General features: G+C 47.6%; 7 protein-coding genes. 3 read left to right on the plus strand and 4 right to left on the minus strand.

The window, feature by feature from the left end; genetic code table 11:
- Positions 1–369 precede the first annotated feature (369 nt).
- Positions 370–1155, minus strand: a complete 786-nt coding sequence (locus tag ACHKAR_RS13680; RefSeq protein ID WP_395417849.1) for a hypothetical protein — start codon at positions 1153–1155, stop codon at positions 370–372.
- Positions 1156–1275: 120 nt separating this feature from the next.
- Between ACHKAR_RS13680 and ACHKAR_RS13685 the strand changes: the two genes are divergently transcribed.
- The 3 genes from ACHKAR_RS13685 (at position 1276) to ACHKAR_RS13695 (ending at position 2896) form a co-directional block, all read left to right on the plus strand.
- Positions 1276–1893, plus strand: coding sequence for a DUF2867 domain-containing protein (locus tag ACHKAR_RS13685; RefSeq protein ID WP_395417850.1), 618 nt, complete (start codon positions 1276–1278; stop codon positions 1891–1893).
- Positions 1894–2223 carry an antibiotic biosynthesis monooxygenase family protein gene (locus ACHKAR_RS13690; RefSeq protein ID WP_395417852.1) on the plus strand — a complete coding sequence of 110 codons (330 nt, stop codon included), beginning with the start codon at positions 1894–1896 and terminating at the stop codon, positions 2221–2223.
- Positions 2224–2605: 382 nt separating this feature from the next.
- Positions 2606–2896 carry a GIY-YIG nuclease family protein gene (locus ACHKAR_RS13695; protein WP_395417853.1) on the plus strand — a complete coding sequence of 97 codons (291 nt, stop codon included), beginning with the start codon at positions 2606–2608 and terminating at the stop codon, positions 2894–2896.
- A 154-nt stretch (positions 2897–3050) separates the two neighbouring features.
- Here ACHKAR_RS13695 and ACHKAR_RS13700 read toward each other — a convergent pair whose 3' ends face one another.
- From ACHKAR_RS13700 to ACHKAR_RS13710, 3 genes are all read right to left on the minus strand, one after another.
- Entirely contained in the window at positions 3051–3260 is a 210-nt protein-coding gene (locus ACHKAR_RS13700; RefSeq protein ID WP_395417854.1) for a hypothetical protein, read from the minus strand.
- 146 nt (positions 3261–3406) lie between these two features.
- Complete coding sequence (locus ACHKAR_RS13705; protein ID WP_395417856.1) at positions 3407–3547, minus strand: hypothetical protein; 141 nt, start codon at positions 3545–3547, stop codon at positions 3407–3409.
- A gap of 148 nt (positions 3548–3695) precedes the next feature.
- A complete protein-coding gene (locus ACHKAR_RS13710; protein WP_395417857.1) occupies positions 3696–5474 on the minus strand; it encodes a discoidin domain-containing protein in 1779 nt (592 codons plus the stop codon).
- Positions 5475–6000: the final 526 nt, after the last annotated feature.

The following is a 6000-nucleotide window of genomic DNA, read 5'->3' on the forward strand; positions in this document are numbered from 1 at the left end:
CAAACGTAGCAATTGTACCACCCTTCCAAAACCTAAACATCATCGGTCAATTTTCAACCAAACCTCAACTTCCAGGCGGGACGGCCCGACAGAATTCCGGGCGTGCGATGGCCCCGATCATGATCGGATAGGGTCGGAAGTGATCATTCTGTCATGATTTTTGGTTACTTTTCATCAAGGAAAAGTAACAGCCTGCCCGGCTTGAGGGCACTTAATCAACAGCAACGACGAACAAAATTATACTCCGCCCTTATTGTAGTTGCCCCGCCTAACCGAAAAAATGGAGCGTAGGTTACGCAACTTCCCGTTAGGAAAAACCTTCTGCTCACTTTGATTTCCAATACTCCAAATTGACGCCCCCAGCTCCGCTTAAGGAATAACCCCAAGCGGATAGCGGTAGTTGGTATGCGAACCATTCGAGTTCTTATGGTCGATCACATAGATGTGCACATAAAGGTTATTCCCACTTTTAATGTCCTTCCCGATAAGATGGGTACTGAAGTGCGAAGTAAGTGAGGGCTGGCTGGTATGGCAGTTATTACAGTTGATCTCATTCATAGCACTGTAGTACTCGTGTTGTCCGAAGTTATAAATTGCCCCGGCATTCACATCCACCGTGGTAAAATTGAACGATACGATTGAACCCAGGTCTTTTGAGAAAGTATGCACGTCGAATTCCACGCTGAGGTCTTCTGTGCGTGTTAATTTTGGGTTGGTGATAAAAGCATTATCCGGAACCATGGTAAAACTGAAAGTGTGATCGCTCAGAGTGTTGCGGTCTCCCTTGTCTTCTACTTCCACATATAATTGGATCAGGTTGTCGCCGTTGGCGTAAATAATGGGAGAAAGCCCAAAAAGGGTGTCTGGCACATCATCATAATAGATCGGGTTGTCGTTGAGTTCCAGGGTCACAGTGCCGATCCCGGTTACGGTCAACTTTTTCCCATTTTTCTCCGGGTCTGACAGCAGGAAAACCATGTAATCGGCATACCCAATGGAAGTGATGTAATTCACTGTATTGGCTTGAGGGTATAGGATCTTGATATTGGCCGGGGTGTTGTCAATTTCCTTGTTGAACAAACCATCTTCCTTGCATCCAAAGGTCAGGAGTAAGGAGACCATCATGATCATGTTGAAGTGAGCGTATCTTTTCATTATGCGATTTTTTATCCCGCTAGAGACGCTGTTCGGTCAAAAATGGTTGCAAGCAGGTGATGAAAGGCTAATAGCGGTGATAAGTTTTTCTGAACTAATTTGCTTTTGAAACCTAGCCTTATGTCTCAAAAGATAAAAATCAGCCCTGAGGAGCACCTCAAACATTCCTTGTATGTTCATGACCTGCTGTCAGATTATGAACTGGAGGATGTGTGGCGTTTCCCCATCATTCTCCAGTCTGAGCACTCCCTCGATCAGTTTCTAACGTTATTCAGATCTGCCGGAGACCAGCTCTCTGGCAAGGGCCTCGCTGGCCTGCTGTTTCGGTTCAGGCTGTTTTTAGGAAAGCTGTTTCACTGGGATGAGCAGCAGCCGGTAGATCACCTGATTCCGGGCACACTTCGTCATCGGTATGCCGGACGTGAGCAACTGACCTTTGAGGAGCTACCCGATCCGGGCACGGGTGATTTTATCCCGGTCTATCAGTTGGAGAACGAATTTCTCTCCGAAATAGCCAATAAAACTGTAGAGGCTGCGCTTCACATAAGTAGGGTACCGCAGGATGGGGTTTGGGTGGTTCACATGGCCGTGTATGTAAAGCCAAAGGGTGGTTTTGGGCGATTTTATATGGCCCTGATCAAACCCTTCCGGCTGTGGGTAGTGTACCCGGCCATGATGCGGTCGGCAAAGAAAAAATGGGAGCACTTTACCAAAGAATCAAAACGTGATCAATCATAAATGAAGCAAATAAGTGTCATCAATTCGATAGAGGTACCTGAGGGGTACGAGAATGAAGCCTTAAAAATCAGGGATGCCTACATCGCGTATTTTAAATCAAAACCCGGATTTGTAAGCTCCACCTTTTACCGGGCTATCAATGCCAATAACAAGTTCAACTACGTCAACATAGTGGTGTGGGACTCCTATGAATCATTTGAATCCGTAGTGAACAGCGGATTTGAAAACACGGAAGGACTGAACGAGGATAACCGCAAGGTGCTTGGAAAAGGATTCCCACCTCCCATAAAGGTTTCGCCAGGGCAATTTGAAATCATCAGGAACGATTGAGTATGCTTAACCATGATCAGCCCGGGCATTGTCACGCTGATTTCTGCATTGTTATCCCTAGCTCCGATATTGTCGCACTGAGCTGGGCATTGTCACTCTGCGCTCCGTCGAAGAGTAAGACAATGCCTGATAGCGAACCTGAAAACTCTTGACTGTATGAGATTCCCGCCTGCGCGGGAATGACGGTTTTCAACAACTATAACAGGTTCTTCTCGATGTTGACCTGGGTATCTGATAAATAAAGGCGTAACTGAAGATGACATTTTCACAGCAAAATGTCTTTGGGCATTGTCACTCTGAGCTCCGTCGAAGAGTAAGACAATGCCGCCACCCAATCTCCTTTTATACAGATAAACCCACCTTTTATGTAGATTTATATGGGATGACCTACACGGTTTACATTCTACGATGTTCTGATGGTACCTACTATACCGGGGTAACCAATGATCTTGATCGTCGTGTTTGGGAGCATCAATCGGGTCATGATTCTAGGGCTTATACATTCAGGAGGCGCCCGTTGAAGTTGGTTTTTCAGGAGCATTTCCCAGATGTCAATCAGGCCATTGCTTTTGAGAAGCAAGTAAAGGGATGGAGGAGAGCGAAGAAAGAAGCATTGATAGCTCGCCGGTGGGACCTGCTTCCCGAACTTTCGATGGCTTATTTCAGAAAGTGAAAATGTCTGATGCTTCGACGGAGCTCAGCATGACATTTTCACATGGAGCACGTTGAAAGAATTACAATTCAGTCAGGTTAGTGCCGAGTTTGGGATGTCGTTCTGAGCCCGGGCATTGTCACTCTGAGCTCCGTCGAAGAGTAAGACAATGCCGCTAACTCATCATCCCTCTATCTGATGATTCGACAGGCTCCATGACAGAAGGGATGACAATGCTGCCAGCGAATCGAGAGCCCTGACTAAATGAGATTTCTGCCTTCGCAGGAATGACGGTTCTCAAGGGAGGTACGAAAGTCTTTTCAAGATTGATTGAGTATTTGATAATAGCACTGAAAATGTCTGATGCTTCGACGGAGCTCAGCATGACATTTTCAATCGACGTGGCTCTGACATTATCACACAGAGTCTGGCATGGGTATTCTAATCTCGGCATGATATTTACACAGCAAAGTGTCTTTAGGCATTGTCACTCTGAGCTCCGTCGAAGAGTAAGGCAATGCCGCTAACTTATCATCCATATGTCTGTGGTCCGACAGGCTCCATGACAGAAGGGATGACTATGCTGCCAGCGAATCGAGAGCCCTGACCAAATGAGATTTCTGCCTTCGCAGGAATGACGGTTCTCAAAGGGAGGTACGAAAGTCTTTTCAAGATTGATTGAGTATTTGATAATAGCACTGAAAATGTCTGATGCTTCGACGGAGCTCAGCATGACATTTTCACAGCAAAATGTCTTTGGGCATTGTCACTCTGAGCTCCGTCGAAGAGTAAGACAATGCCACGATCGACTCTTGGCTCCCTAGAGCTTTTTGATCAGCTTTCGTGTTTCTATTACCTTCTGATCAGGAGAGATGATTTTCACGAAATAAAGTCCTGCGGGCAGGCCGGATACATCGAAGTGTTTAGTAACTCCTGCTGACTTTTTCATCAGTTCTGCACCTGAGAGACTGTAAAGTACCACCACTTGCTCATGGGCTTCTTCTACCGTGAAAGTATCCGAAACGGGGTTTGGGAAAACATTGAATCGGCCCTTATCCCCAATACCTAAAATGACTTCATCTCCTTCGAATATTCGAAATTCAGTGAGGCTGACCCAGGCTCCAGTGTATCCCGAAGCCCCTGTGACGGTGATGCGCACATAACGTGCCTGGGTTGGAGAAAACTCGTCGGTTATCGGAGCTTCTACACTGCCTGGTGTGGTATTGGCCGTGCGATCTACCACCTGGGTATAGGCATCGGCCTCAGATTTTTTCACCTCTATGAAGTACTTGTAGGCCCGGTCTTCGTAGAAAATCACTTCGGTTTTCCCTACTGCTTTTACCTCTCCCAGATCCACTTCCAGCCACTGAGGATAGACCTGTGCAGACCAGCGGGTGAGCGTGTTGTTATCAATGGCTGCAGCGGGCGGATTTTCTGGCTGTGGCACTTCAGAGGCGCTGGCTGTCTGATTGAATGCCAGATTGCCGGGTACTTCTTCCTGGCCTTCACTTACCGGCGCTTCACCGGCCTCAGCTTCTATGGCGTGCGTAGCACTTAGCCATCCCACAAAGTGGTCTTCACTGCCATCTTCGGGGCGATTTTGGGCGATCACATAATACTGGACTACAGGCACTGGTAGCTCCAGCTCGGTGTAGCGCTTGAGTAAAATCTCATAAGGAGCACTGTGGCGGGCCCATTCCGAACTGCTGTGATAGCTAGGAGAGGTCTGACCCAGTACCGAAAGGGTGTAAGTCTCCGCACCAGTGCGTAACCGGGCATCCGAATGTGTAAATAAGCCCTCATCACCCTGCTGATAGGCTACCTCGGCACATTGCGCCAGCCCGATCAGTACATACTGTGAGTGCACAAAGTCGCGGGTCAGCTCTGGGATTTGGCCCGTGGTACTAATGTCGTCAATCTGGCTGGTTACATGATTGTAGCCTTCATTATATAGCGCAGCGTCATTCAGGAAGACTCCTGCCGTCATCAGTGAAAGATCTTTAGAGATCAGCCAGTTGGCCGTCTGGTAGATAGGGCCATTGACGTAGACCAGTACCTTTTGCACGAAAGTTTCAAAACTCGCAGAGGACCAACCGGAAACTCCATTGTCATAGTATTTCAGTATTTCTGCTCCAGCTATCCATATCGGGAGGGCCCAGGAGGCTTCCAGTGTAGGTTGGTTGGGTTTATTCTCTTCCGGGATCAGCGACTCAAAGGTATTCCCCCAGGCATCTGCAATTTCTATGGCCTTGTCGCGGTGAGCGTCATCTCCGGTCACCACCCACTTGATGGCGTGGATATACAGGGCATGAGCATCCTGGCGAAAGGCGCGCTCCTCATCTCCCACACCGGAGGCGATTACATGCACATTGGCGTAGGGAGTAGGGGTATAGTCAAGGTTTCCCAATGTTTCGTTCGCCATTCGGGCATAGCCTGCCACCTGCGGGTGTCCATTGCTTGTTTGTACTGCCTCTTTCAAGGCGTCCAGCTCGACCTGACTGCTGAGTACTCCCGGATGGGCAAAGGAGTCCGGGGCTTGTGCATTGGTGTATTGCGCTACTGTGAAAATTAGGGCGATGATAAGTATTGATCGCTTCATTATTTGATGCTTTTAAAATGTACAGTTGAGTGATGATTCTGCCGGCGACAATTGAACACCGGCATGGATGACTAAATGTACAAGAGATCAGCTCTTACAAAGGAGTCACTCGCTTCCCACATGGGAGTTTTGGATGATTGTAGACCTATAAGTGTACTTCTCTTGCTATGGAGAGTTCCTGACCTGATATTAGGGTAGTGGGAAATGAAAATGTCTGATGCTTCGACGGAGCTCAGCATGACATTTTCAATTGACGTGGCTCTGGCATTATCACACTGAGTCTGGCTTGTTGTCCTGATCTCGGCATGACATTTTCACAGCAAAGTGTCTTTGGGCATTGTCACTCTGAGCTCCGTCGAAGAGTAAGGCAATGCCTGATATCGGACCTGAGAAATTCTGACTGAATGAGATTACCACCTGCGCGGAATGACGGTTCTCAAGGGAGAAACCATGTCTTTTCAAGATTGATCGAGTATTTGATAATAGAAAATGCATTGAAAATGTCTGATGCTTCGACGTAGCTCAG

It is taken from the genome of Marinoscillum luteum, assembly GCF_044005705.1.
GTDB lineage: Bacteria > Bacteroidota > Bacteroidia > Cytophagales > Cyclobacteriaceae > Marinoscillum > Marinoscillum luteum.

Bases quoted from the DNA above. Each gene is read 5' to 3' on its own strand.
- ACHKAR_RS13695 (WP_395417853.1), top strand. From the start codon at position 2,606: ATGACCTACACGGTTTACATTCTACGATGTTCTGATGGTACCTACTAT.
- ACHKAR_RS13710 (WP_395417857.1), bottom strand. From the start codon at position 5,474: ATGAAGCGATCAATACTTATCATCGCCCTAATTTTCACAGTAGCGCAA.
- ACHKAR_RS13690 (WP_395417852.1), top strand. From the start codon at position 1,894: ATGAAGCAAATAAGTGTCATCAATTCGATAGAGGTACCTGAGGGGTAC.
- ACHKAR_RS13685 (WP_395417850.1), top strand. From the start codon at position 1,276: ATGTCTCAAAAGATAAAAATCAGCCCTGAGGAGCACCTCAAACATTCC.
- ACHKAR_RS13680 (WP_395417849.1), bottom strand. From the start codon at position 1,155: ATGAAAAGATACGCTCACTTCAACATGATCATGATGGTCTCCTTACTC.
- ACHKAR_RS13700 (WP_395417854.1), bottom strand. From the start codon at position 3,260: ATGCTGAGCTCCGTCGAAGCATCAGACATTTTCAGTGCTATTATCAAA.